This window comes from Isoptericola luteus, assembly GCF_020297055.1.
In the GTDB taxonomy this organism is placed as follows: Bacteria; Actinomycetota; Actinomycetes; order Actinomycetales; family Cellulomonadaceae; genus Isoptericola; species Isoptericola luteus.
Genome location: NZ_JAIXCQ010000003.1, coordinates 210,374 through 233,460, shown reverse-complemented (window position 1 = coordinate 233,460; position 23,087 = coordinate 210,374). Strand labels below are relative to the sequence as shown.

At 74.6% G+C, this 23,087-nt stretch carries 20 protein-coding genes and 1 tRNA gene; 14 read left to right on the top strand and 7 right to left on the bottom strand.

Features of this window, described 5'->3' with window-relative positions:
- The first annotated feature begins 10 nt into the window (after positions 1-10).
- From LEP48_RS06050 to LEP48_RS06025, 6 genes are read left to right on the top strand one after another with little or no spacing between them, the layout of a single operon-like run.
- Positions 11-1,015 (top strand): ABC transporter permease, encoded by a 1,005-nt coding sequence (locus LEP48_RS06050; RefSeq protein WP_225564675.1) that lies wholly within the window; start codon positions 11-13, stop codon positions 1,013-1,015.
- Positions 1,008-1,946: an ABC transporter permease gene (locus tag LEP48_RS06045; protein WP_225564674.1), complete on the top strand. Its 939-nt coding sequence runs from the start codon at positions 1,008-1,010 to the stop codon at positions 1,944-1,946. The genes LEP48_RS06050 and LEP48_RS06045 overlap by 8 nt, the downstream gene beginning before the upstream one ends.
- A 14-nt stretch (positions 1,947-1,960) precedes the next feature.
- Positions 1,961-3,061, top strand: coding sequence for an ABC transporter ATP-binding protein (locus LEP48_RS06040; protein ID WP_225564673.1), 1,101 nt, complete (start codon positions 1,961-1,963; stop codon positions 3,059-3,061).
- Entirely contained in the window at positions 3,054-4,358 is a 1,305-nt protein-coding gene (locus tag LEP48_RS06035) for an ABC transporter ATP-binding protein (protein ID WP_308009983.1), read from the top strand. The genes LEP48_RS06040 and LEP48_RS06035 overlap by 8 nt, the downstream gene beginning before the upstream one ends.
- Before the next feature lie 4 nt (positions 4,359-4,362).
- Positions 4,363-5,187: a type 1 glutamine amidotransferase gene (locus LEP48_RS06030; protein ID WP_225564672.1), complete on the top strand. Its 825-nt coding sequence runs from the start codon at positions 4,363-4,365 to the stop codon at positions 5,185-5,187.
- Positions 5,187-6,056, top strand: coding sequence for a serine hydrolase (locus LEP48_RS06025; RefSeq protein ID WP_225564671.1), 870 nt, complete (start codon positions 5,187-5,189; stop codon positions 6,054-6,056). Before LEP48_RS06030 ends, LEP48_RS06025 begins: the two co-directional genes overlap by 1 nt.
- Here the strand turns inward: LEP48_RS06025 and LEP48_RS06020 are convergent.
- From LEP48_RS06020 to LEP48_RS06010, 3 genes are all read right to left on the bottom strand, one after another.
- Complete coding sequence (locus LEP48_RS06020; protein WP_225564670.1) at positions 6,010-7,251, bottom strand: MFS transporter; 1,242 nt, start codon at positions 7,249-7,251, stop codon at positions 6,010-6,012. The genes LEP48_RS06025 and LEP48_RS06020 overlap by 47 nt on opposite strands.
- Positions 7,248-7,769, bottom strand: coding sequence for a MarR family winged helix-turn-helix transcriptional regulator (locus LEP48_RS06015; RefSeq protein ID WP_225564669.1), 522 nt, complete (start codon positions 7,767-7,769; stop codon positions 7,248-7,250). Before LEP48_RS06015 ends, LEP48_RS06020 begins: the two co-directional genes overlap by 4 nt.
- A 175-nt stretch (positions 7,770-7,944) precedes the next feature.
- Complete coding sequence (locus LEP48_RS06010) at positions 7,945-8,550, bottom strand: TetR/AcrR family transcriptional regulator (RefSeq protein ID WP_422723805.1); 606 nt, start codon at positions 8,548-8,550, stop codon at positions 7,945-7,947.
- A gap of 227 nt (positions 8,551-8,777) precedes the next feature.
- Between LEP48_RS06010 and LEP48_RS06005 the strand changes: the two genes are divergently transcribed.
- The 8 genes from LEP48_RS06005 (at position 8,778) to LEP48_RS05970 (ending at position 17,426) form a co-directional block, all read left to right on the top strand.
- Positions 8,778-8,849 (top strand) — tRNA-Gln (locus LEP48_RS06005).
- A gap of 137 nt (positions 8,850-8,986) precedes the next feature.
- Entirely contained in the window at positions 8,987-10,609 is a 1,623-nt protein-coding gene (gene glmU, locus LEP48_RS06000) for a bifunctional UDP-N-acetylglucosamine diphosphorylase/glucosamine-1-phosphate N-acetyltransferase GlmU (RefSeq protein WP_422723804.1), read from the top strand.
- Positions 10,606-11,589 carry a ribose-phosphate diphosphokinase gene (locus LEP48_RS05995; RefSeq protein ID WP_225564666.1) on the top strand — a complete coding sequence of 328 codons (984 nt, stop codon included), beginning with the start codon at positions 10,606-10,608 and terminating at the stop codon, positions 11,587-11,589. Before glmU ends, LEP48_RS05995 begins: the two co-directional genes overlap by 4 nt.
- A 102-nt stretch (positions 11,590-11,691) precedes the next feature.
- A complete protein-coding gene (locus tag LEP48_RS18735; protein WP_225564665.1) occupies positions 11,692-12,849 on the top strand; it encodes a glycosyltransferase in 1,158 nt (385 codons plus the stop codon).
- Between the two features lie 311 nt (positions 12,850-13,160).
- Positions 13,161-13,778 (top strand): 50S ribosomal protein L25/general stress protein Ctc, encoded by a 618-nt coding sequence (locus tag LEP48_RS05985; protein WP_225564849.1) that lies wholly within the window; start codon positions 13,161-13,163, stop codon positions 13,776-13,778.
- Between the two features lie 107 nt (positions 13,779-13,885).
- The gene (gene pth / locus LEP48_RS05980; protein WP_225564664.1) at positions 13,886-14,488 is read left to right on the top strand and encodes an aminoacyl-tRNA hydrolase; all 603 of its coding nucleotides are present in this window, start codon (positions 13,886-13,888) and stop codon (positions 14,486-14,488) included.
- A gap of 116 nt (positions 14,489-14,604) precedes the next feature.
- Positions 14,605-15,768 carry a glycosyltransferase gene (locus LEP48_RS05975; protein WP_225564663.1) on the top strand — a complete coding sequence of 388 codons (1,164 nt, stop codon included), beginning with the start codon at positions 14,605-14,607 and terminating at the stop codon, positions 15,766-15,768.
- The gene (locus LEP48_RS05970) at positions 15,765-17,426 is read left to right on the top strand and encodes a tyrosine-protein kinase domain-containing protein (RefSeq protein WP_225564662.1); all 1,662 of its coding nucleotides are present in this window, start codon (positions 15,765-15,767) and stop codon (positions 17,424-17,426) included. The genes LEP48_RS05975 and LEP48_RS05970 overlap by 4 nt, the downstream gene beginning before the upstream one ends.
- On the opposite strand, the gene LEP48_RS05965 is transcribed toward LEP48_RS05970, so the two are convergent.
- The 4 genes from LEP48_RS05965 to LEP48_RS05950 are packed head-to-tail and all read right to left on the bottom strand — an operon-like array spanning position 17,362 to position 22,998.
- Positions 17,362-18,501: a glycosyltransferase gene (locus tag LEP48_RS05965; RefSeq protein WP_225564661.1), complete on the bottom strand. Its 1,140-nt coding sequence runs from the start codon at positions 18,499-18,501 to the stop codon at positions 17,362-17,364. The two genes, LEP48_RS05970 and LEP48_RS05965, sit on opposite strands and share 65 nt — an antisense overlap.
- Complete coding sequence (locus LEP48_RS05960; RefSeq protein WP_225564660.1) at positions 18,498-19,607, bottom strand: glycosyltransferase family 4 protein; 1,110 nt, start codon at positions 19,605-19,607, stop codon at positions 18,498-18,500. Before LEP48_RS05960 ends, LEP48_RS05965 begins: the two co-directional genes overlap by 4 nt.
- Complete coding sequence (locus LEP48_RS05955) at positions 19,604-20,941, bottom strand: O-antigen ligase family protein (RefSeq protein WP_225564659.1); 1,338 nt, start codon at positions 20,939-20,941, stop codon at positions 19,604-19,606. Before LEP48_RS05955 ends, LEP48_RS05960 begins: the two co-directional genes overlap by 4 nt.
- 35 nt (positions 20,942-20,976) lie before the next feature.
- Positions 20,977-22,998 carry a glycosyltransferase gene (locus LEP48_RS05950; RefSeq protein ID WP_225564658.1) on the bottom strand — a complete coding sequence of 674 codons (2,022 nt, stop codon included), beginning with the start codon at positions 22,996-22,998 and terminating at the stop codon, positions 20,977-20,979.
- Positions 22,999-23,087: the final 89 nt, after the last annotated feature.

Here is a 23,087-nt window from a genome sequence, read left to right as displayed (position 1 = left end):
GAGTCCGTGAATGGGTCGCTACATCCTCCGCAGGTCGCTCCAGGCGGTCGGCACCTTGTTCCTCGTGGTGTTCGTGCTGCACCTGCTCACCACGTTCGCCATCCAGCTCAACGGCAACCCGGCGCTCGCGTTCTTCGGCGACCGGGTGCCGAGCGCGAGCCAGGTCGCGGCCGTCGAGGCACGCTTCGGCCTCGACGACCCGTGCTTCGACCAGGTCGGCAACCCGTGCCTGGGACCGTTCGCCGAGCGCCTCGCGGGCTACGCCCAGGGCGACTTCGGCACGAACCTGCGCGGCCGCGAGGTCACGGACATCGTCGCGACGGCGGCGCCGAACACGCTCAAGCTGTTCGCCGTCGTGACCGTCACCTGGCTGGTGATGGGCATGTTCCTCGGGTCGATGGCGGCACGGTGGCGCGGCCGCCCGGCGGACCACGGCATCCGGATGACGTCGGTGCTCATCGACGCGTTCCCGATCTTCGTGCTGCTGCTGGTCTACCGGTACGTGTTCTCCGTGCCGCTGAGCGAATGGGCGCGTTCCACGTTCGGCTCCGACAGCCTGCCGGCGCAGCTGTTCCGGCCGTCGTTCGACGCCGACCACGCGTGGGCGAGCGTCCTGGTGCCGGGCCTGCTGCTGGGCCTGGCGGGGTCGGCCGCGTTCATCCGCCTGGTGCGGGCCAGCCAGCTCGAGAGCTACGCCGGCGAGCACGTGCGCACGGCCCGGTCCAAAGGGCTGCACGAGCGGCACGTGCTGCTGCACCACGTGGTCCGCAACTCGTCGGTGCCGGTGGTCACGGCGGTCGGCCTGACGTTCACGGAGGCGCTCGCGGGCGCGGTGATCACCGAGGGGATGATGAACATCTACGGCATGGGCGGCGTCCTGTGGGAGGCCGTGCGGGGCAGCGACATCGGCCTGGTGATCGGTGTCGTCACCATCCTGGCGATCGTCACGGTGGTCGTGATGATCGTCGTCGACGTCGCCTACGCGGCCCTGGACCCGAGGATCCGCTATGAGTGACGCGACCGCGGCCAAGGAGGCGACCGCCGGGGTGGTGCCCGACGTCGCGGCGTCCCGCACCGTCGTCTCGGACGCCTGGCGCACGCTGCGCCGTCGGCCCGACGTCGTGGTCGCGGCGCTCGTGATCGCGTTCTTCGCGTTCATGGCGGCGTTCCCCGGGGTGTTCACGTCGACCGACCCGCAGAGCTGCATCATCGGCGACTCGAAGATCCGCCCGCAGGGGTTCGGCGCCCCGCACCCGTTCGGTACGGACCCGCACGGCTGCGACGTGCTGGCCCAGCTGGTGCACGGGTCGCGGCCGTCGCTGATGCTGGCGTTCCTCGTGGTCGCGGCGTCGGTGGTCATCGGTGTGACGCTGGGCCTTCTCGCGGGGTACTACCTGCGCTGGGTCGACGCCGTGGTGTCGCGCACGGTCGAGGTGTTCCTCGTGGTGCCGCTGCTGCTGGCGGCACTGCTGCTGCTGTCGCTGTTCCGCAACGTGCACGTGGGGTCGGGCTCGCTCGACGTCATCCTGCTGCCCGCGCTGGTGCTGACGATGTTCGGGTGGATGGGGTACGCGCGGTACGTGCGGGCGAGCGTCCTGGAGGCGAAGAACCTCGACTACGTGACGGCGGCGAAGGCCCTGGGCGCGTCGGACCTGCGGGTGATGACCCGGCACGTGCTGCCGAACGCCATCGGCCCGGTGACGGCGCTCGTGCCGACGGCGATCGCGGGCGTCATCAGCGCCGAGGCGGTGCTGGCGTTCCTCGGGATCGGCGTCCGCCCGCCCGCCATCTCCTGGGGGATCATGATCAGCAACGGTTCGGAGTGGGTGACCGGCGGGTACGCGTACCTGTTGCTGTTCCCCCTCGGCTGCCTCGTCCTGACCGTGCTCGCGCTGGTCGCCCTCGGCGACGCCCTGCGCGACGCGCTCGACCCGAGGCTCCGGTGACGGCGGTGGGACAGATGACGACGAGCGCTCCGACCGGCGGCACGGCCCTGCGCGCGGCGGCGGGCGAGACCCTGCTGGAGGTCGAGGACCTCGCGGTGGAGTTCCGTACGCCGGACGGCACCGTGCGCGCCGTCGACGGCCTGAGCTACTCCGTGCGGGCCGGCGAGACGCTCGCGATCGTGGGCGAGTCGGGCTGCGGCAAGTCGGTGAGCTCGCTGGCGGTCATGGGGCTGCTGGCGCCCACCGCACGGATCACGAAGGGCGCCGCGCGGTTCCGGGGCACCGACCTGCTCGCCCTACGACCCAAGGAGCACCGCCGGTACTGCGGCGAGCACGTGGCGATGGTGTTCCAGGACGCGCTCGCGGCGCTCAACCCCGTGCACACGGTGGGCTACCAGCTCGGTGAGGCGCTGCGAGCCCGGCACGGCGTCTCGCGGGGCGAGGCGCGCCGTCGGGCGGTCGAGCTGCTCGACCTGGTCAAGGTGCCGAACGCGCGCCAGCGGGTGGACGAGTACCCGCACCAGTTCTCGGGCGGCATGCGGCAGCGCGTGATGATCGCCTCGGCGCTCGCCATGGACCCGGAGGTGCTCATCGCGGACGAGCCGACGACGGCCCTCGACGTCACCGTGCAGGCGCAGGTGCTGCGGCTGCTCGCCGAGATCCAGGCGGAGCGCACGATGGCCCTGGTGCTCATCACGCACGACATGGGCGTGGTCGCGGGCGTCGCCGACGACGTCACGGTGATGTACGCCGGGCGGGCGGTGGAGCAGGCGCCCGTGCGCGAGATCTTCGCCGCGCCCGCCCACCCGTACACGCGGGCACTGCTCCGCTCGGTGCCGAGCCTCGCGACCCGCGGCGCCGCCGCGGGCGCCGGAGCGCGGGCCGACGCGAAAGCCGCAGGGGGCCGGCTCGACGTGATCCCCGGCCGGCCACCCAGCCCGGGGCAGGTGCCGTCGGGCTGCCCGTTCCACCCGCGCTGCGAGGTGGCGCAGGACGTCTGCCGCACGGACCCGCCGCCGCTCGCGGCGATTCCCGCCGAGGCCCTGACGACCGCCGCGCCGCGGGCTGCCGCGTGCCACTTCGCGCTCGACGTGCTGGGAGGTGCCCGTGGCTGAGAGGGCCGTCGTGACGAGGACCGGCGGTGACGACGTCGTGCTCGAGGTGCGCGACCTGGCGAAGTCGTACCCCGTGCGCCGGGGCGTGCTGCTCAAGCGCACCGTCGGAGAGGTGCAGGCCGTGGACGGCGTGTCCCTGACGCTGCGCCGCGGCCGCACGCTCGGCCTGGTGGGGGAGTCCGGGTCGGGCAAGTCGACGCTCGCCCGCGTGCTGGTCGGCATCGAGAAGCCGACGCGCGGCCAGGTGCTGGTCGGCGGGCAGGACGTCTCGACGATGTCGCGCGCGGAGCGCAGGCACCTGCGGCGCACCGTGCAGATGGTGTTCCAGGACCCGTACACGTCGCTCAACCCCCGGATGTCGGTGGGCGAGATCGTGGGCGAGCCGTTCCGGATCCACCCCGACGCGGTGCCCGCGCGGGGCAGGCGCGCGGCGGTCGCCGAGCTGCTGGAGCTGGTCGGGCTCGACCCCGACCACGCGAACCGCTACCCCCACCAGTTCTCCGGCGGTCAGCGCCAGCGCATCGGGGTGGCCCGGGCGCTCGCGGTGAAGCCTGACGTCCTGGTGTGCGACGAGCCGGTCTCCGCGCTCGACGTGTCCGTCCAGGGGCAGGTGATCAACCTGCTGGAGGACCTGCAGGACGAGCTCGGCCTGTCCTACCTGTTCATCGCGCACGACCTCGCGGTGGTGCAGCACATCGCGGACGAGGTCGCGGTGATGTACCTGGGCCGGGTCGTGGAGCAGGGCGACGACGCCGCCGTCTACGACGACGCCCGCCACCCGTACACGCGCGCGCTGCTGTCCGCCGTGCCCGTGCCCGACCCGACCGCCCGCGACCTGCCGGGCGAGATCGTGCTCGAGGGCGACCCGCCGTCGCCCGCGGACCCGCCGTCCGGCTGCCGCTTCCACACCCGGTGCTGGCTGGCGCGGCAGATCGCTCAGCAGTCCTTGGCCGGGCCGGGGGCCGGAACCGAGGCCGGGGGTGCCGCCGAGGGCGACGGCCCCGTCGTCCCGGAGCGGTGCCGCACGCAGGACCCGGTGCTGGTGCGCCTCGGCGCGCCCGCGCTCGTGGGTGCCGCGGGCGGCCCTGACGTGCCGCACACGGTCGCGTGCCACTTCGCGACCGTGCCGGTCGTGCCCCAGGAGCCACCGGACCTGCGGGAGCCCGTGGACCGGTCGGCGCCCGCGGACCGGCAGGAGCCCGCCGACCGGCAAGACCCCGCCGACCGGCAAGACCCCGCCGACCGGCAAGACCCCGCCGACCGGCAGGACCCCGCCGACGAGAGCGTGAGGAGCTGATCTCGTGCCCCGACCCCAGGTGATCCTGGTCCAGAACTCGCCGGGCAGCGGACCCGGCCGGTTCCCCGACTGGCTGTCCGCCGACGGTCTGGACGCCCACGTCGTGCCGGGCGCCGACCTGCCCGAGCACCTCGCCGGCTGGCCCGCCCCGGCCACCGGCCCGGTCGCGGGGCTGGTCCTGCTGGGCGGAGGGCTGCTGCCGGACGACGACGAGCGGGCGCCGTTCCTGGCCCGCGAGCGCCGGATCGTCGTCGAGGCGCTGGACGCCGGCGTGCCGGTGCTCGGCATCTGCCTGGGCGGCCAGCTGCTCGCGCACGTGACGGGCGGCGAGGTCACCGCGACGTCGGGCGAGACGGAGAAGGGCGTGTGCCCGGTGCGGCTGCTCCCGGACGCGTCCCACGACGCGCTCCTGGGCGCGCTGGGGGCGCTGGGCGAGCCGGGTCAGGACGGTGTGCTGCGCATGGTGGAGAGCCACGTGGACTCCATCACGGGGCTGCCGCCGTCGGCGGTGCACCTGGCGACGAGCGACGCGTGCCGGGTGCAGGCGTTCCGGGTGGGGCAGGTGGCCTGGGGCCTGCAGTTCCACCCGGAGGCGGCGCCGGAGCGGATCGGCACGTGGGACGTCGACGAGCTGGCGGGTCTGGGCTACGACCGCGACGAGCTGCTGGCGGCCGCGCTGGAGCTGGCGCCGGTGAACGAGCGGCAGTCCCGCGCGCTCGCCCGAGCCTTCGCCGCCGTCGTCCACGAACGCTGTGAGCGGGCAGATGGCCAGGTCGGCGCCGCCGAGGGGGGCCAAACGCCCGCTCACAGCGGTGGGGGTGGGTGCTGATGCCGGCGGTCGGCACGCACTCGGACGGCGTGCCCCTCGTCGCGTACCAGGTGCGGCGTGCGGGCGGCGGGGTGCTCGCGGCGCGGGCGGCGGACGAGTCCTTCTACGCCGCTTCGACGGTGAAGCTGGCGGTGCTCGTGGCCGCCGCGAGGGCGCTGGAGGCCGGCGCGCTGACCCTCGACGACGAGGTGGTCAGCACGGACACGTTCGCCTCGCAGGTGCCCGGCGCGCCGGACTACCGCATCGAGCCGGACGACCTGGACGGCGGCATGCCCGCACCAGGTACGCCGATGCCGGTGCGCGACGTGCTGACGAGGATGGTCGTCGTGTCGTCCAACGAGGCCACCAACATGGCCATCGACCTCGTCGGCCTGGAGGCGAGCAACCGCGTGCTGGCGGACGCGGGGGCGTCGTCGAGCACGGTGGGGCGCAAGTACAGCGACCTCGCGGCCGAGGAGCTCGGCGCCAGCCACCGGACGACGGCGGCCGACCTGGCCGCGCTCATGGCGGCGCTGGTCACGGGCCGGCTGGCGGGCCCGGTGTGGACGAGGTGGGCGCTCGAGCTGCTCGGCCTCCAGAGCGACCGCCAGCTCACCGCCGCGGTGCCGGCCGGGGTGCCGCACGGCTCGAAGTCGGGCTGGGTGGACGGCATCCGGCACGATGTCGCGTTCGTCGGGGAGCCGGGCGCCGACACCCTGGTGGTGGCGGTCTGCACGCGCGGCTACGCGGTGCAGGACGCCGAGGAGACCCTGCGCGCGCTGGGGGAGCTGGCACTGACGCTGGCGCCGGACGTGACCGGGGCGGCGGCCCCCGTCCCCGCGGTCAGTGCCGCGGCCGGGCCGACGCCACCCACATCGCCACGGTCATGACGGCGAGGGCTCCGGTGATCAGCAGCAGCGGCGCGGTCCAGCCGCCGGTCGCGCCCTGCACCGCGCCGAGCGCCGTGGGCGCGAGCGCGGCACAGGCGTAGCCGGCCGTCTGGATGGCGGCCGAGCTGCGGCGCACGACGGCGAGACTCGGGCTGCGCTGGGCCACGAGCGTGAAGATCACGGTGAAGTTGCCGCCCTGCGCGGCGCCCGCGAGCCCCACCCACAGCAGCCACAGCCCGGGCGCCAGCAGCAGCCCTAGGGGGAGCGACAGCCACATCGCGGCCATCCCCATGGCGGTGGTGCGGGCGGAGAGGCCGCGCGCGAACGCCATCGGCACCAGGAACGAGCCGGCGACGGCGCACAGCTGGAACGGGGCGGCCGCCCCGCCCGCCGCGGCGGCGCCCATGCCGAGCCGGTCCTGCAGGATCTCCGGCAGCCAGGCCGTCACCGCGTAGTAGCCGCTGGCCTGCCCGGCGAACGCCACCGACAGCAGGACGGCGAGCCGGCGGGCCCGCGCGCGGGTCGCCGGGTCGAGGGCGGCGAGCTCCTGGGCACCCGACCTGCGAGGGCCCGACGTCGCCCGGCCCGCCTCGGCCTCACGCGCCGACAGCGTGCGGCTCGCCGGCACCCAGGCGGCGAGCCCGACCGCGGCGAGCACGCCCCAGCCCGCCAGCGCCCACTGCCAGCCGAACGCCGTCGCGAGCGGCACCGTCAGCATCGTCGTGAACGTGGACCCGACGTTCATCATGGCGGTGTAGCCGCTGGTCACCGCCGCCGCACGACGCCGGAAGTCCCGGGCGATGATGACGGGGACGGCGAGGTTGCCGATGGTGATGGCGACGCCGATGAGGACCGTCCCGGCGAACGCCGCGGGCACGCTGCCTGCCGACCGGACCACCGTCCCCGCCAGGATGCCGCCGAGCGTGGCGGCCACCGAGAGCTGTGGACCGAGCCGCGCGACCAGCATCGACGCGAACGGCGTGCACACGGCGAAGCACAGGACGGGTACCGACGTCAGCATGCCGACCCCGGCCGCCGACAGGCCGAGGCCCGCGGAGAGCTCGTCGGCCACGGGCGGGACGGACGTGATGGGGGCGCGCAGGTTGAGCGCCACCAGCATCAGCGCCACGAGCAGCCAGCCGGCGCGCCCGCCGCCGTGCTCGCGCCCGTCGGCGGGCCTCGGACGGGACGTCACTCGTCGAACTGGGCGCCCACGGTGCGCAGCAGGTCGGCGAGCTGGGGTCGGACCGCGGGCGGCAGCGCGTCGAGGACGTGGGCCTCGACGTCGAGCAGGTCGCTCATCGCCGCGTCGACGCGCTGGCGGCCGGCGCCGGTGAGCTGCACGAGCACGCCGCGCCGGTCGTCGGGGGAGCGGTGACGCTCCACGAGCCCGCGCTGCTCGAGGCGGTCGATGCGGTTCGTCATCGTGCCGCTGGTGACGAGCGTCTGGGCGACCAGCACGCCGGGCGAGAGCCGGTAGGGCTCGCCGGACCTGCGCAGCGCGGACAGGACGTCGAACTCCCAGGTCTCGAGAGCGTGTCGCGCGAACGCGCCCCGCCGCGCGCGGTCGAGGTGCCGGGCGAGCCTGCTGACCCGCGAGAAGACGGTGAGCGGCTCCACGTCCAGGTCGGGCCGCTCGCGGCGCCACGCGGTGACGATGCGGTCGACCTCGTCCGTGCCGGCGAAAGGGCCGGCCGGTGGGGTGGCGTCCATGGCGCGAGAGTACTCCCGTTCTCTCGACATCAAGACTCTTGACGGCCGCCTCTCGCCGATCCGTGCCGATCCGTGCGGATCCGTGGAGGAGGGCATCGACCAAGCGCTCGACCAGGCGCCGGAACCCGGCGCCGGCCACGGAGCGCGGCCCGCGCCGGACTGGCTCCCGCTCCGGTCAGCGGGGCTGGGGCTTGGTCAGCGTCGGCTTGGTGACCATCCCGGCAAGGCCGTTCCAGGCGAGGTTGACCAGGTGTGCGGCGACCTCGGCCTTCTTCGGGCTGCGGGCGTCGAGCCAGTACTGACCGGTGAGCGCCACCATCCCGACGAGCATCTGCGCGTACAGGGGCGCGCTCCGCGGGTCGAGGCCGCGGGCGGTGAACTGGTCGCCCAGGATGTGCTCCACCTGCGTGGCGACGTCGCCGATGAGGCTGGAGAAGGTGCCGGTCGCCTGGGCCACGGGGGAGTCGCGCACGAGGATGCGGAACCCGTCCTCCGACGCCTCGATGTAGCCCAGCAGCGCCAGCGCGGTGCGCTCGACCAGCACCTTGGGGTGACCGCCCTCGGCGAGCGCACCGGTGAGGGCGTCGGTGAGCGCCCGCACCTCGCGGTCGACGACGACGGCGTAGATGCCCTCCTTGCCGCCGAAGTGCTCGTAGACGACGGGCTTGGAGACCTCGGCGCGGGCGGCGACCTCCTCGACGCTGGTGCCCTCGAACCCCTTCTCGGCGAACAGGCCGCGGCTCACCTCGATGAGCTGCTCCCGGCGCTGGGTGGCCGTCATCCGGGCGCGGGCAGGGCGTTTGGAGCTGCGCGGGTCGGAGGGCATGGGCCCCATTGTGCCTCGCGACGGTCCGCGAGGGCCGGGACCGGTGGGTCGCGCAGGGCCGGGCGGGCCGCACCGAGGGGCACGGGCGCGGCCTGTGGCGCTGGCCACGGTGGGGCGGACTTGCGTCAAGGCGCTTCCCGGGACCTGGCAGACTGAGGACCGGGTGCCTGACGGGGCACCGGTCCGCCTTGGTGTAATCGGCAGCACACGGGTTTTTGGTGCCCTTGGTCCAGGTTCGAGTCCTGGGGGCGGAGCACGCTTCACACCCGACGGATACGGAGAAGACGTGGTCTCGGAAGACGTGGTCCCGGCAGGAACGACCGACGGCGCAGGACGGACCGGTGAGAGTCCCGCTGCCGTCATCGTCCTCGCTGCCGGTCAGGGCACCCGCATGAAGTCCGCGGTGCCGAAGGTGCTGCACGCCGTCGGCGGCCGCACCATGCTGGGGCACGCGGTCGCCGCCGCGCGCGAGCTGGAGCCCGAGCACGTCGCCGTCGTGGTCCGTCACGAGCGCGAGCAGGTCGCCGCCGCGACCCTGGAGCTCGACCCGCGGGCCCTGGTCGTGGACCAGGACGAGATCCCAGGCACCGGTCGCGCGGTGCAGTGCGCGCTGGACGCCCTCGACGCCAAGGCGCACGCCGGCCGGGCCACCCAGCTCGTGCACGACGACGCCGTCGACGACACCATCCACGACGGCGACTCGCACCCGCTGGGCGACGGGCTCGACGGCGCGGTGGTCGTGCTCGCCGGCGACATCCCGCTGCTCGACGGCGCCACGCTCGCGCAGCTCCTCGCCGCGCACCACGCCGACGGCAACGCGGTCACGATCCTCACCACCGAGGTCGCCGACGCCACCGGTTACGGCCGCATCGTGCGCGAGGAGGGTACGGGCGACGTGCTCGCCATCGTCGAGCACAAGGACGCCACGCCCGGGCAGCGCGAGATCCGCGAGATCAACAGCTCCGTCTACGTCTTCGACGCCGCGGTGCTGCGCCGCGGGCTCGGCGGCCTGGGCACGGACAACGCGCAGGGCGAGGTCTACCTCACCGACGTCGTCGCCTCGGCGCGGGCCGAGGGCGGCGCGGTGCGCGCCCTGCTCAGCGACGACCCGACGCTGGTCGAGGGCGTCAACGACCGGCTCGCGCTCGCCACGCTCGGCGCGGAGCTCAACCGCCGCATCGTCACCGAGTGGATGCGGGCGGGCGTCACGGTCGTGGACCCGGCGACCACCTGGATCGACGTCGACGTCGAGCTCGCGCCGGACGTCACCCTGCTCCCGGGCACGCAGCTGCACGGCGCGACGGTCGTCGCCACCGGCGCCACGATCGGACCGGACACCACCCTCACCGACGTCGAGGTGGGCGCCGGCGCGACCGTCGTGCGCACCCACGGGTCGCTCTCGGTCATCGGGGAGAAGGCCTCCGTGGGCCCGTTCGCCTACCTGCGTCCCGGCACGGAGCTGGGCCGCAAGGGCAAGATCGGCACGTTCGTCGAGACGAAGAACGCGCAGATCGGCGAGGGCTCGAAGGTGCCGCACCTGTCGTACGTCGGCGACGCCACGATCGGCGAGCACAGCAACATCGGCGCGGCGTCGGTCACGGTCAACTACGACGGTCACGCCAAGCACCGCACCGTCATCGGGTCGCACGCCCGCACCGGCGCCGACAACATGTTCGTCGCGCCTGTGACGGTGGGCGACGGCGCGTACACCGCGGCCGGCTCGGTGATCGTCAAGGACGTCCCCGCCGGCTCGCTCGGCGTGGCCCGTGGCCAGCAGCGCAACGTCGAGGGCTGGGTCGCCCGGCGCTGGCCCGGCACGCCCGCGGCGGACGCCGCCACGCGCGCCCAGGCACCCTCGGGCGAGGCCGGTCAGCTCGGCGCGCAGGCGCAGCGCCAGCTCGCCGACCACAATGCACTCACCGGGACGATCCCGGTGGTCCCGGCTCCTGACAGCACCACCGGCAGCACGGCCGACGGCTCCGCCACCGAGAACGAAGGAAGCACGCAGCGATGAACAACTTCATCCCGGGAACCGGTGAGCGCACGCTGGTCCTCGCGTCCGGGAGGGCGCACCAGGAGCTCGCGGACGCCGTCGCCGACGAGCTCGGCATCGAGCTGCTGCCCGTCTCGGCGTACGACTTCGCGAACAGCGAGACGTATGTGCGCTTCGGGGAGTCGGTGCGCGGTGCCGACATCTTCCTGCTGCAGAGCCACACGGCGCCGGTGAACCAGTGGCTCATGGAGCACCTGCTCATGGTCGACGCCGCCAAGCGGGCGTCGGCGCGCAGCGTCACCGTGGTCGCGCCGTTCTACGCCTACGCGCGCCAGGACAAGAAGAGCCGCGGCCGCGAGCCGATCTCGGCCCGCCTCGTCGCGGACATGCTCAAGACGGCCGGCGCCGACCGCATCATGAGCGTCGACCTGCACACGGCGCAGATCCAGGGCTTCTTCGACGGCCCGGTCGACCACCTGTGGGCGATGCCGGTGCTGGTGGACTACGTGCGCACGCGCGTGGACCTGTCGAACGTCGCGGTCGTCTCGCCCGACGCCGGGCGGATCCGCGTCGCGGAGCAGTGGGCCGCCAAGCTCGGGGGCTGCCCGCTGGCGTTCGTGCACAAGACCCGCGACGTCACGCGCCCGAACTCGGCCGTGGCCAACCGCGTCGTCGGTGACGTCGAGGGGCGCGACTGCGTGCTCGTCGACGACCTCATCGACACGGGCGGCACCATCGCCGAGGCGGTCAAGGTGGTCATGGAGGGCGGCGCCCGCTCCGTCACCGTGGCGGCCACGCACGGCGTGCTCTCCGACCCCGCCGCGCAGCGCCTGCAGGAGTGCGAGGCCGCCGAGGTGGTCGTCACCGACACGCTGCCGATCGCGGCCGACAAGTCGTTCGAGAAGCTCACGGTGCTGTCCATCGCGCCCCTCCTCGCCCGAGCCATCCGCGAGGTGTTTGACGACGGTTCCGTCACGAGCCTGTTCGACGGCAACGTCTGAGGCGGGCCGAGCCGACCGACGGCGGCCGTCGAGCCGCCTGATGACGACCCGTGCCGCGCGACGCGGCACGGGTCGTAGGCTTTCGGGGCGAAGGAGGCACGAGTGGACGTCACGGTGGTGGTCCCCACGTTCAACGAGGGACCCAACGTCGCCGAGCTGGTCCGCCGGCTGGGCGACGTGCTCGACGACGACGTCGCGCCCGGCGGGGGCGAGGTGCTCTTCGTCGACGACTCGACCGACGACACCCCTGCCGTGATCGCCGCGGTCGCGGCCGCCTCGGCGCTGCCGGTCCGGCTGATCCACCGGGAGCGTCCCGACGGCGGCCTGTCGGGCGCCGTCGTCGAGGGCCTGCGCGCCGCGACGGGGCAGCACGTGGTCGTCATGGACGGCGACCTGCAGCACCCGCCGGAGATGGTCCCCGTGCTGCTGACCCGGGCGCACGAGTCGGGGGCGGACGTGGTCGTCGCCTCCCGGTACACCGGGCGCGGCGACGCAGGCGGCCTCGACGGGCGGTGGCGCAGGCTCGTGTCCCAGGTGTCCGGGCTCCTGGCGCGGTCCATGTTCCCGGTCAAGCTCCGCGAGGTGTCCGACCCGATGACGGGGTTCTTCGTGGTGCGCCCGACGGCCGTCGACCTGGGGTCCCTGCGGCCGCGCGGCTTCAAGATCCTGCTGGAGATCCTCGCCCGGCAGCGGCTGAGCGTCGTCGAGGAGCCGTTCGTGTTCGGCGAGCGGTTCGCGGGGCGGTCCAAGGCGACCGTCGCGAACGGCGTGCGGTACGTGCAGCAGCTCACGCTGCTGCGGTTCGGGCGGCTGTCGCCGTTCGCGGTCATCGGGGCAGCGGGCGCGGTGCTCAACCTGGCCATCCTCGCCGGGCTGCAGGGGCTCGGCGTGCACTACCTGCCGGCCGTCGTGGTGGCGAACGGCCTGACGATCGTGACGAACTTCCTCCTTCAGGAGCACTACGTGTTCCCCGACCTGCGCGACGGCGTGCACGGCTTCTGGGGCCGGTTCGTGCGGTCGTTCGCGTTCAACGGCTCCGAGGCGGTGGCCCGCACCGTGGTGCTGTGGTGGATCGTCGAGAACGCCCTGTGGCACCCGGAGATCGTGCAGGCGCTGCTCATCCTGGTGGCGTTCGTCGTGCGGTTCGTGTTCCAGGCGCAGGTGGTCTACCGGCCGGCGGGCGACGGCACCGGGCGGGGCTCGGCCGTCGGGCCGCAGAGCGTGACGGATCCCTCCCGACGGCGGGGGCCCGGGGCCTGACCGATCGGGGCCGGAGAGGCTATACTCGTCCGGTTGCCTCGGCGAGGGACGTCTGACGGGCGCCGGCCACGCGGAACATTGCGGGCCAGAGCTGCACCTCAGAGCAGGATCCGTCGGATTTCCGTGATCGACTGGGCGGCCTCGATGCCTCCGTGCGTGTGCGCGGTGAGCAGCGCGGCGCGTCCTCGATCGCGTCCGTCATGTGTCCCACGCCGACGCAGCCGCCGGTCTGCGGGGCACCCCCACCCCATGGACCAGCCGACGGCTCCCTCTGGTCGTCGGCACGCACAGACCTTCCAGGAGTGATCCACGTGTCCGAGATCAAGCTTGCCGCCGAGGCCCGTTCCGAGTTCGGCAAGGGCGCCGCCCGCCGTATCCGCCGCGAGAACAAGATCCCCGCGGTCCTCTACGGCCACGGCACCGACCCCGTGCACATCACGCTGCCGGGCCACCAGACGATGCTCGCGCTGCGCCAGGCGAACTCCCTGTTCCGCATCGAGCTCGAGGGCACCAACGAGCTCGCCGTCGCCAAGGACGTCCAGCGCGACCCGGTCCGCGGCACCATCGAGCACATCGACCTGCTCCTCGTGAAGAGCGGCGAGAAGATCGCCGTCGACATCAACGTGAACGTCGTGGGCGAGTCGGCCCCCGGCACCATCCACTTCGTCGAGGCGCAGACCCTCTCCGTCGAGGCCGAGGCCACGCACCTGCCCGAGTCGGTCGACGTCTCCATCGAGGGTCTCGAGGCCGGCTCGCACGTCACCGCCGGCCAGGTCGAGCTGCCCCAGGGCGCCACGCTGCTGACCGACCCGGACGCCGCCGTCGTCGCCGTCTCCGAGCCGCGCGGCGAGGTCGCCGACGAGGCCGAGGAGGCCGAGGGCGCTGCCGCGCCGGCCGAGTCGACCGAGGCCGAGTCCACCGAGGGCTGAGTCCCCACCCGCTGTGAGCGTGATCCTGGCCCACTTTCGACAGCGGAAGTGGGCCAGAATCACGCTCACAGCGTTTTTGGGCCGGCTCAGGAGAGGAATCGAGACCCATGACCGACTCCCCGTGGCTCGTCGTCGGGCTCGGTAACCCCGGCCCCCGGTACGCGGGCAACCGCCACAACGTCGGGCACATGGTGCTCGACCTGCTCGCCGAGCGCGTCGGAGCACGGTTCACCCGGCACCCGCGGGCGCAGGCGGCCGTCGCGGAGGCACGCCTCGGCGTCCTGCCCGGCGGGGTCCCCGGACCGCGCGTCGTGCTGGCCAAGCCGAGCACGTACATGAACGTCTCCGGCGGCCCGGTCGCCGGGCTCGCGCAGTACTACGGCATCGACGCCGACCACGTGCTCGTGGTGCACGACGAGGTCGACATCCCGTTCGACACCATCAAGCTCAAGACCGGTGGCGGCGAGGGCGGGCACAACGGCCTGCGCGACATCAGCAAGGCGCTCGGCACGCGCGACTACACGCGCGTGCGCGTCGGCGTCGGCCGCCCGCCCGGCCGCACGGACACCGCCGACCACGTGCTCAAGGACTTCTCCGCCACCGAGCGCAAAGACCTGCCCATCCTCGTCGACGACGCCGCGGACGCCGTCGAGATGGTGCTGGTCGAGGGCCTCCTCGCCGCGCAGGGAAGGTTCCACGCGAAGGTCTGAGCAGTTGCCCGGGGGGTCCTTTCACCCGGGTGGAAAACACCCGGAAGCCCCGATTTCCGGGCCCCGTCTCCGTACGCTCGACGGGCGGTCCACGACCGTCCGCACGAGGAGGAGACATGGCGCCCACGGTGGCTCTCGCGCACGACTACGCCACCCAGCGTGGTGGTGCGGAGCGGGTGGCGCTCGCCATGGCCCGGGCGTTCCCGCAGGCCCCGATGTACACCACGCTGTACGACCCGGCCGGCACGTTCCCGGAGTTCGCCGACGTCGACCTGCGGACCTCGCGGCTCGACCGCTGGGCGCTGCTGCGCCGCCGGCACCGGCTGGCGCTCCCGCTGCTCGCCGCCGCGGTCGACGCGCAGGCGGTCGAGGCGGACGTCCTGCTCGCGAGCTCGACGGGCTGGGCGCACGGGTACCGAGGTGCCCGCCGCACCGTCGTCTACTGCCACGCCCCCGCCCGCTGGCTGTACCAGCGCGACCGGTACCTCTCCGGCGCCGAGGCGCGGTCGGCCACGGACCGGGGCCGGGCGTGGGTGGCCCGCGCGGCGCTGGGCCTGCTGGGCTCCCCGCTGCGCACCTGGGACCGGGCCGCCGCCGAGCGCGCCGACGTCTACCTCGCGAACTCCACGGTGACCCGCGACGCGGTGCGCGCGGTCTACGGCATCGAGGCCGAGATCCTGCCGCCGCCGCCCGCCATGCTGCCGGCCGGCCAGGAGCGGGCCGTGGCGGGTCTCGAACCCGGCTTCCTGCTGTGCGTGGCGCGCCTGCTGCCGTACAAGAACGTCGACGTGCTCGTCGAGGCCGCACGCCGGCTCGGCGGGCCTCGCCTCGTCGTGGTGGGTGACGGTCCCGACCGCGCGCGCCTGACACGGCTCGCGCAGGGCGCCCCCGTCACGTTCCTGGGGCGGGTCGACGACGCCGAGCTGCGCTGGCTCTACCGCTCCAGCGCCCTGCTCGTGGCCGCGTCGTACGAGGACTTCGGGCTGTCCCCCCTCGAGGCGGGGGCCTTCGGGCGCCCGTCCGTGGTGCTGGGCGCCGGCGGGTACCTCGACACCGTCGTGGACGGGCGCACGGGCGTCCACGTCCCCGCGCCCGATCCGGCGGCGTTCGCCGAGGCGCTCGCCGTGGCGCTCGGGACCCGGTGGGACGAGGGCGTGCTCACCGAGCACGTGAGATCGTTCGCGGAGGAGTCGTTCGCGCGGCGGCTCCGTGCGGTGGTGGACGAGGCAGCGACGCCCGGTCGTGGTGCCCGTACCGAAGAGCACGAGGTGAGCCGGTGACCGTCCGCGATTTCCTGCAGGTCGTCTGGGCAGGCAAGTACTACGTGCTCGCCACCACGCTGCTGGTGGTGGTCGGGGCGTGGCTGTACCTCGACCGGCAGGACACGGTCTACCAGTCGACGGCAGTCGTCCAGATCAACTCGGCCCAGTCCGTCATCGGCGCGGACACGTCGCAGGCCGCGTCGGTCGACGTGGACCCCGACTTCGTGACGTCGGAGGAGGTCGCCGCCGCCGCGGCCGAGGAGCTGGGCTACGCCGGGAACCCGGCCGTCCTTGCCCTGGGGGTGACGCCGGAGTACGACACCGACGCGCAGACGATGTCCGTGATCGCGGACGCCGGCTCCCCGCAAGGGGCGCAGGCGATCGCCGGGGCGTTCGCGCGCTCCTACGTGGACCACCTGCCGACCGTCCGCGACCAGCAGATCGCGGAGCTCGACGAGCGTCGTGACGCGCTGCGCAAACAGCTCGCCACCGTCCAGAAGCAGCTCAAGGGCGACGAGGACGACCCGCTGGCCGCGGCCGAGCGCGACACGATCATCACCCAGTACCAGGCGGTCTCGGCGCTGCGCAGCACCATGCAGTCGATCGTCGAGCCCGGCACCCTGCTCTCCGCCGCGAACCCCGCGGTGGCGCTGGGGCTCTCCCGGGCGAGCGTGCTCGCGATGGCGGTGCTGCTCGGCCTCGTCGCGGGCGTCGGCGCCGCGTTCGCCCGCCGCGGCCTGGACTTCCACGTCCGCTCCGCGGAGGAGGCCGCGGCGGTGGGTGGCGTGAACGTGCTCGCCGAGCTCTACGGCGTCAAGGCCGCGGCCAAGAAGGCCGGGTCCAGCGGGCGGCTGCCCATCACGAGCCGTGCCGCGTCCCCGTTCACCGAGTCGATCCGCGAGCTGCGCACCGCGACCCGGGTGTCGCTGGGCCACGAGCCGCACCGGGTCGTCGTCGTGACGTCCGCAGACCCGGCGGCGCCGCGGTCGTTCATCGCCGCCAACCTCGCGGCGTCGTGGGCGCTGAGCGGGCTGCGCACGGTTGCCTTCTCGGCCGACATGCGTCAGGCCGAGCTCGACTCCTGGCTGCCGGCGCCGGAGGGGTGGTCGGGGGTGGGCACGGAGCTGCGCCCCACGACCGTGCCGAACCTCGAGCTCCAGCCGGTCCCCGACGTGATGATGGACCCGGCGGACTTCCTCGCCACCGAGGTGGTCCGCAAGATGGTCGGGCGGCTGCGCGAGCGGGCCGACATGCTCGTCATCGACGCGCCCCCGGTGCTCGCCGCCGCCGACGCGACCATCCTCGGCGGGTACGCCGACGGGGTCGTCGTCCTCGCTACCGCCGGCAGGACCGACCGGTACGTGCTCGGGGAGGCGATCCAGCGGCTGCACATCAACGACGTGCCCATCGCGGGGCTCGCCCTGTCCGGGGTGCGCGGCGACCGCCGCACGCAGTACGCGACGCGCTACGGCGACGGCGAGCGCGGCGCGGTGGTCGGCGACGTCAAGGACGGCAGGGACGCCGCCGACCCGGCCGGTCAGCCCGCCAAGGGCTCGGACGGTGCTCCGGGGTCGGGCACGGCGGGCACGGCGGGCACGGCGGACACCGCCGTCACCGGCGGCTCCGGAGCCCCTCGAGGGCTCCGGCGAGCAGCCCGGCCTGCCTCGACCAGGTAGGCAGGTCGCGCGGCGTCGGGCGCGGGGCGGTCGGGCGGGCGACGGCGGCCGCGACCTCGTCGGGCAGCGTGGCCGGCTCGGTCACGAGGACGAGCGGGTCCGTGCTCTCCCGGAAGCCCGCCACGGGAGTCGAGACGACGGGCCGGCCCGCGGCCCGGTACTCGTACAGCTTGATGGGGTCCAGGCTGTCGGTGAATGCGTCGACGACGTGCGGCACGACGAGGGCGTCGGCGTGCTGCAGGTAGGCGGGGACGGCGTCCCAGGGCCGCGCCCCCAGCACCAGCACGCCGGCGTCGCGCAGCAGGCCCAGGTCGGTGGCGCCGAGTGCGGAAGGGCCCACGAGCACCAGCGTGGCGTCGTCGTCGGCGAGCCGGCGGGCGGTGCGCACGCACAGGTCGACGTCGAGCCGGTCGCCGTGCAGGGTGCCGACGTAGACGGCGGTGCGGCCCGCGGGCAGGTCGTCCGGTCGGGGTGCGGGGCGCGCGTACCGCTCGGCGTCGACGCCGTTCGTCACCAGGACGACCGGCCGGTGCCTGCCCTTGCGGCGAGCGAGCGTCGGCGAGCAGACGGTGACCACGTCGGCGTCCCGCAGGACCCGTCGCTCGGCTGCCGCGAGGCGGTCGTGGGCGGCCGGGCTCCGCGCGGCGGCCAGCCAGTCGTCGGTGATGTCGTAGAGCACGGGCCAGGTGGTGACGTCGAGCAGCGTGACCCCGCCGAGGTCGTTGAGCCAGAGCGTCGGTTCCGTGAGCCCGAGGTCACGGGCCGCCCGGGCGACTCCCAGGGCACGGCGACGGTCTCCGCCCGGGTCGAGCCGGCGGGGCAGCGCCTTCGTGGGGCGCAGCAGGTGCACCCGGCCGGGCTCGACCCCGTCGATCCGGGGGGCGTCCCGGACGCCGCGTCGCCAGCGCGGCAGGCGCCCGTGGAGGGCGTCGTGGACCGGGTCCGACGGCGGCTCGACGAACAGCACCCGCAGCGACGGGTCGGCACGCAGCAGCTCGGCGACCAGGTACTGGTTGCGGCGCCAGACCTGGTCCCACTGCTCGAGGGAGATGACGACGAGGTCGTGGGAGCTCATGCGGCCACCGCCCGGGCGTCGTGCAGCGCCGTGTCGTAGACGGCGAGGACGCCGTCCACCTGGGCGCGCAGCGTCAGCCGCTCGCGCTGGCGTGCCAGGGCGCGGGAGGCCGCACCGTCCCGGCGCAGCGGGTCGGCCGCGAGCGCCGCGAGCGCCCGTGCGGTGGCGCCGGCGTCGAGCGGGGGCGCGAGGCAGAGGTCGTCGACGCCGTCGAGAAGCTCGAGGTGGCCCCCGGCGGCGGCGGCGACCACCGGCAGGCCGGACGCCATCGCCTCCAGGACGCTGAGCCCCAGGCCTTCGACGGGGCACGGCGCCAGCAGGACGCCGGCGGTGCGCATCCGGGCGGCGACGTCGTCGCGGGTGCCGAGGAACCTGGTGACCGCGCCGAGGCCGAGCGCCGTGGACAGCTCCTCGAGGGCGGCGCGCTCGGCGCCGTCGCCGACGACGTCGAGCCGCCAGCCGGCCTGGGCGAGGCCGGAGCGGGCGAAGGCCTCCACGGCCACGTCGCCGCGCTTCTCCGGCTGCAGCCGCTGCACGAGGAGCACCGTGCGGTGGCGGCCGTCGGCACCGGGCGCGTCGGGGCGGTCCTCGATGCCCGTCCGGACCACCGTGCAGGCGCCGTCGACGGCCGCGGCGACGTGGTCGCTGATCGCGATCTGCACGTCGACGGCGCGGCGTGCGACGGCTGCCGTGACCAGCCCGGTGGCGCCGTGCCCCCGCCGCCGGGCGAAGTGGCGCGTGCTGACCACCAGCGGCCGGTGCCCCGGCAGCGCCGTGAGGGCGAGGGCGGCGGCCACCTCGGCGGCCGTCATGTGGACGTGCAGCACGTCGACCTGGCCGGCGCGGCGCCGGAGCTCGGTGGCGAGCGCCCGGGTGGTCGCAGCGGGGACGTGCGCGAGCGTGCCGGCGCCGCCGACGGGCCCGGACGCCGCGCCGCCGGCGTCCGCGAAGGCGGTTCCGCGGACGGGCTCGGGGACCATCCCGGCGGCGGGGCCGCCGGCGACCAGGACGTGGTGGCCCGCCCGTGCCTGCGCTGCGGCCAGGCGGGCGACGTACCGCTCGACGCCGGCGAGCTGCTCGGCCACGACGGCGTGCAGGATCCTCATGCGCGCACCCCGACGGAGCTGTGCGCCGACCCCGGCGCCTCGGGCGCGGTGCCGCCGGGCGCGGTGCCGCCGGAAGCCAGGGCCTCGGCGTCCGGGGGAGGGTCCGCCGCCTCCTGCGAGGCCTGGAACGCCTGCGCGCCGAGGCAGACGCCGATGAGCAGGAACGGCACGGAGACCTGGATCGACACCCAGAACAGGTCGAACTGGCCCTGGGCGAGCCGTGAGCCCAGGAGGGCGACGGCGAGGGTGCCGTAGCGGCGGTCCATCCGCCACAGGACGATCGTCATGCCGACCACCATGGTGAGGAACCCGATCAGCCCGACGGTGCCGGCCGAGGTGAGGATCTCGAGCTCGGCGTTCGGGGGCTGGAACCCGTACTCGGTCCGCCCGGCGGTCCACCAGCGCAGCCCGACCCCGACGGCGGGGTTCTGGTTCCAGACGGTGAGGGCCTGCTCGTACCAGGTGAGCCGCTGATGCGCGGAGTTGAAGCGGTTGTCCGACTCGAGCTGCTCGGACACCATCGTGCCGACGAACACGACGGCGGGGATGATCGCCAGCAGGATGGTCAGGGACCGCTTGCGCCCGGGCTCCGGCCGCAGCGCGAGGAGCACGAGCGCGCCCGCGAGGCCGATGAGAGCCTGCCGGGACTGTGACGCGAGGACGGCGAGCGAGCACAGCCAGAACGTGCTCAGCGCCCAGCGGCGGTGCCACCCGAGCCAGCTCGGCCGGGCGTACGCCACGACGGCGGCGAACGCGACGACGTCGCCCACGAAGTTCTTGTGCATGGGGAACGGGAACTGCGGGTAGACCGGGCCGAAGTCCCCCTGGGCCGCGGCCATCAGCCAGTCGAGGCACGTCGACAGGGCCAGCACCGCGCAGGCGGCCAGGAAGAGGCTCATGCCGATCCGGGCGCGCCCGCTGCGTCCGACGGCCCACCCCACGACGAGGGCGCCGCCCACGAGCAGCCAGGCGTGGAACCACTCGACGGTGTTGGCCTGGTACGGGTTCGCGACGACCGTGAACAGCGTCGCCGCCTGGTAGAACGCGTTGAGCCACAGCATCGCCCGCATGGGCCGGGAGAACGGCCGGGGGGCGAACAGGAGCGCGACCCAGAACGCGGCGAACAGGACGACGTCGGAGATGGTGAGGTCGATGCTGCCCGCCCCGACGCGTTCGACGACGATGCTCACGGGCATCGCGATCACCGGCACCGACATGGGGTCGTAGATGAGCAGCCCGGCCCCGAACAGGGCGAGCGCGGCGATGGTCGCGGACCTGGAGTCCACGACGGACGCGGCGCCGAGGGCGAGCAGGAGCCCCGCGACCCCGACCATGACCAGAAGGAAGGCCGTCGACCGGCCGACCCGCCTCATGCGGTCGCCCGGGCGGCGGCGACGGGGCCGCGCAGGTACAGGCCGAGCCGCCGGCGGGCGGCGGCGGAACGGTCCCCGCGCAGGACGACGGCGCGGCCGGCGGAGCCGACGACCTGCGCGGCGCGGGCCGCGGCCCAGCCCGCAGGGCCGAAGTGCTTGCGCAGGTACGTCTCCTGCGACGCGTGGAACGTGGTCTCGCGGCGCGTGGCGTCGGTGCTGGTGGCACCGCCCAGGTGCAGGGCGTGGGCGCCGGGGACGACGGCGTGCCGCCACCCGGCCCGGCTGGCGCGGTACGCCCAGTCGGTCTCCTCCGCGTAGAGGAAGAAGCGTTCGTCGAACGGCCCCATCTCGCCGAGCGCCCGGCCGGACAGCAGCAGGACCGAGCCGATGACGAAGCTGCCGCGGCGTCCGGGACCTGCCAGGCGCGCGAGCCCGACCGCCTCGAGCCAGCAGCGGCCGGGCGACGGGAACGGCCACTCGACGCGCGCCGGCGTGCCGGTGGCGTCGACCTGCCGGGGCCCCACGGTCGCGAGGTCGGGGGCTGCGGCCAGCGCGTCCTGGAGCAGGGTCACGGTGTCGGCGCTCACGACGGCGTCCGGGTTGAGCAGGAGCACGTCGGCGCCGGGGTCCTGGCGGTGGGCGAGGCCGTGGTTGACGCCCGCTGCGAAACCGCCGTTGCGCCCCGGGTCGAGGTAGCGCGCGCCGAACCTCGCGGCGACCTCCCGGATCGCCGGGAGCGAGGAGTTGTCCACGACGGTGAGCGGGTGCTTGCCCGCGAGCGGCTCCAGCGCCTGCGCGACGAGGTCGGGGGCGCCGTACGCCACCAGGAGCACCTCGGCGGGGGAGTGCCCGCACGTCGCGGTCGAGCGCGCGGGGGGCCGCACGGCGCCCGCGTACAGGTCCAGGTACTGCTGCGCGACGGCGTCCCAGCGGCACGTCGCCGCGCGCACGAGGCCGTCCGCGCGGAGCCGGGCGGCCAGGCCGGGCTCGTCGCGGACGCGGCGCAGGGCCGCGTGCAGCGCGCCAGGGTCGTCGGGCGGCACGAGCAGCCCCGCGCCGCCGACGACGTCGGGCAGCGCACCGGTGGCGGCGGCGACCACCGGGGTGCCGCACGCCATCGCCTCGACGGCGACGCGGCCGAACTGCTCCACCCAGGACGCGGTGGCCCGGGACGGGACGACGAGGACGTCGCCGGACCGGTAGAGGGCGGCGAGCCCAGCGGCGTCGAGGGCGCCCGCGAACCGGACGCGCCCCCCGGCGCTCGCGGCCCGGGCCCGCAGGTCTGCCTCCGCCGACCCGCGGCCTGCGACGGTGAGCGTCATCGACGGATCGTCCGCGACGGCGGCGATCGCCACGTCGACACCCTTGTGCGGCTCGAGCCGGCCGGCATAGACGACGGCGAGGCGGCCGTCGTCGGGCAGCACCGGGCCGTCCGCCGTCGGACCGTCGCCCGTCGTCGGCCCGCCGTCCGCCGGGAAGAACACGCGGGTGTCGATCCCCAACGGCACGGTGGCGACCGTGCTGCGCGCGCCCTTGCCCCGGAGCACGTGGCGCGCCCCCTCGTTGCACACGGAGACCCCGGCGGCCCCGCGCAGCGCGCGCCGCTCCAGGGCGCGGAACGGCCAGGGGTAACGCTTCGTGAGGTTCTGGGCCGAGTACAGGACGTACGGGACGCGACCGCGTCGCCGGTCCAGCAGGCCGCGCGCCCAGCGCAGCAGCAGCACCTCGGCGGTGGCGAGGGCGAACGGCTCCTCGTGGAGGTCCAGCACGTCCCAGCGCTCGCCGAGCGCTCGCCACAGCGGGCGCGGGTCGTAGAGGAACAGCGCAGGGTGCCGCCCGGCGGTCCGGACCCCGGTGACGTCCTCGCCCGGCGCGGGCGACAGGGCGACGGCGGACCCGCCGACGTCCCACGACCGCGCGCACAGGAGGCGGACCTCGAGGCCGGCGCGCCGCAGGGCGGCCTCGCGCTCGCGCCACGACGCCACGACCGCGCTGTGGGAGATGCGCAGGACCCTCATGCGGCCGATTCTCCACGGCGCGGCGAGGCAAACCGAGGGCCCCGGGCGACTTTCACCCGTCGCCCGGGCGAATCCACCCGCTACCGGCC

Bases quoted from the DNA above. Each gene is read 5' to 3' on its own strand.
- LEP48_RS06025 (WP_225564671.1), top strand. From the start codon at position 5,187: ATGCCGGCGGTCGGCACGCACTCGGACGGCGTGCCCCTCGTCGCGTAC.
- LEP48_RS05965 (WP_225564661.1), bottom strand. From the start codon at position 18,501: ATGAGCTCCCACGACCTCGTCGTCATCTCCCTCGAGCAGTGGGACCAG.
- LEP48_RS06010 (WP_422723805.1), bottom strand. From the start codon at position 8,550: ATGACGGCCACCCAGCGCCGGGAGCAGCTCATCGAGGTGAGCCGCGGC.
- LEP48_RS05975 (WP_225564663.1), top strand. From the start codon at position 14,605: ATGGCGCCCACGGTGGCTCTCGCGCACGACTACGCCACCCAGCGTGGT.
- pth (WP_225564664.1), top strand. From the start codon at position 13,886: ATGACCGACTCCCCGTGGCTCGTCGTCGGGCTCGGTAACCCCGGCCCC.
- glmU (WP_422723804.1), top strand. From the start codon at position 8,987: ATGAAGTCCGCGGTGCCGAAGGTGCTGCACGCCGTCGGCGGCCGCACC.
- LEP48_RS06050 (WP_225564675.1), top strand. From the start codon at position 11: ATGGGTCGCTACATCCTCCGCAGGTCGCTCCAGGCGGTCGGCACCTTG.
- LEP48_RS05955 (WP_225564659.1), bottom strand. From the start codon at position 20,941: ATGGTCGGGGTCGCGGGGCTCCTGCTCGCCCTCGGCGCCGCGTCCGTC.
- LEP48_RS05960 (WP_225564660.1), bottom strand. From the start codon at position 19,607: ATGAGGATCCTGCACGCCGTCGTGGCCGAGCAGCTCGCCGGCGTCGAG.
- LEP48_RS06045 (WP_225564674.1), top strand. From the start codon at position 1,008: ATGAGTGACGCGACCGCGGCCAAGGAGGCGACCGCCGGGGTGGTGCCC.
- LEP48_RS05950 (WP_225564658.1), bottom strand. From the start codon at position 22,998: ATGAGGGTCCTGCGCATCTCCCACAGCGCGGTCGTGGCGTCGTGGCGC.
- LEP48_RS06015 (WP_225564669.1), bottom strand. From the start codon at position 7,769: ATGGACGCCACCCCACCGGCCGGCCCTTTCGCCGGCACGGACGAGGTC.
- LEP48_RS06040 (WP_225564673.1), top strand. From the start codon at position 1,961: ATGACGACGAGCGCTCCGACCGGCGGCACGGCCCTGCGCGCGGCGGCG.
- LEP48_RS05995 (WP_225564666.1), top strand. From the start codon at position 10,606: ATGAACAACTTCATCCCGGGAACCGGTGAGCGCACGCTGGTCCTCGCG.